Origin of the sequence: Dietzia sp. DQ11-44, assembly GCF_014145205.1 — a bacterium.
GTDB classification, from domain to species: domain Bacteria; phylum Actinomycetota; class Actinomycetes; order Mycobacteriales; family Mycobacteriaceae; genus Dietzia; species Dietzia natronolimnaea.
Genome location: NZ_JAALEC010000539.1, coordinates 1 through 1,148, shown reverse-complemented (window position 1 = coordinate 1,148; position 1,148 = coordinate 1). Strand labels below are relative to the sequence as shown.

The 1,148-nt window shown below is 69.7% G+C and carries 2 protein-coding genes and 2 tRNA genes; all 4 read left to right on the top strand.

All coding sequences use genetic code 11. The features are described from left to right. On the top strand, positions 1-215 hold a 215-nt coding region (locus tag G6018_RS13135; protein ID WP_182639843.1), incomplete at its 5' end, for a DUF3566 domain-containing protein. A gap of 88 nt (positions 216-303) precedes the next feature. Next, positions 304-377: transfer RNA gene (locus G6018_RS13130), tRNA-Ile, on the top strand. A 59-nt stretch (positions 378-436) separates the two neighbouring features. After that, positions 437-509 (top strand) — tRNA-Ala (locus tag G6018_RS13125). A gap of 73 nt (positions 510-582) precedes the next feature. Further along, the coding region (locus G6018_RS13120; RefSeq protein ID WP_182639842.1) for an MFS transporter at positions 583-1,148 on the top strand (566 nt) is incomplete at its 3' end.

Here is a 1,148-nt window from a genome sequence, read left to right as displayed (position 1 = left end):
GGGACCGGCTCGGAGGGTTGCTCTCCGGGGTCGCGGGCGACGAGTCGGCGGCCGCGATCGGGCCGTCGACGATCTTCCTCTACAGCGGCGGCGTGGGACTGCTCAACGTCCTGCTGCTGGCCATCCTGACGACCCTCGCGGTGTTCATCTACAACCTCGCCGCCGGGCTGACCGGTGGCGGCGTGCAGGTGACGCTGAGCGATCGCCGGAACTGAGGTGCCGGTTCGGGGGTCCCGTCGTCGCCGCGGGACTCCCGATTTGGGTGGCGGCGCGCGCGTCGGGTAGATTAACGCTTCGGTACGAGGGCCTATAGCTCAGGTGGTTAGAGCGCCAAACTGATAATTTGGAGGTCGGAGGTTCAAGTCCTCCTAGGCCCACCCCCGCATGGCAGACGCCGGATCGCTAGCCGCGGTCCGGCGTTCACGCTTTGTGGCACGGGGCCTTAGCTCAGTTGGTAGAGCGCTGCCTTTGCAAGGCAGATGTCAGGGGTTCGAATCCCCTAGGCTCCACTCCTCTCCCTCCCGCGTCCCCCTCCCCGCCCGACGGGTGTCGGGCCGTGGTGGACCGACCCCAGGACCGCCCGTGGACAGCACTTCCCGCTCGTGGACACCGTTCGTCCTGATGGCACTCGTCGTGACGGCGGCGCTGATGTCGAGCGCGACGCCATCCCCCCTGTACGTGGACTACCAGGAGGCCTGGGGGACCAGCGGCGCCATGATCACGGTCGTCTACGCGGTGTACGCGCTGGCCGTCCTGGTCCCGCTACTTCTGTTGGGACGACTGTCGGACGCGATCGGCCGCCGGCCGGTGGTGATCACCGGCCTGGTGCTGCTGGTGCTGAGCATGGCCGGGCTCGCGGCGGCGCCCTCGGTGGCCTGGCTGATCGCCGCGCGGGTGGTGCAGGGTCTGGGCGTCGGGCTGGTCACCGGATCGGCGGCGGCGGCGATCATCGAGCTGCACCCCACCAGGAACGCCCGTGTCGGCGCGCTCACCAGTAGCTCCACGACCAACTTCGGCATCGCGGCCGGAGTGCTCCTGGCCGGTGTGGTGGCCACCTCGTCGTCGTCGCCCCTCGTCCACCCGTACGTGGTGATGGGCGTCGCCCTGGCCGCGCTGCTCGCGGGCGTGGTCGTCCTGGTGCCCGAGAC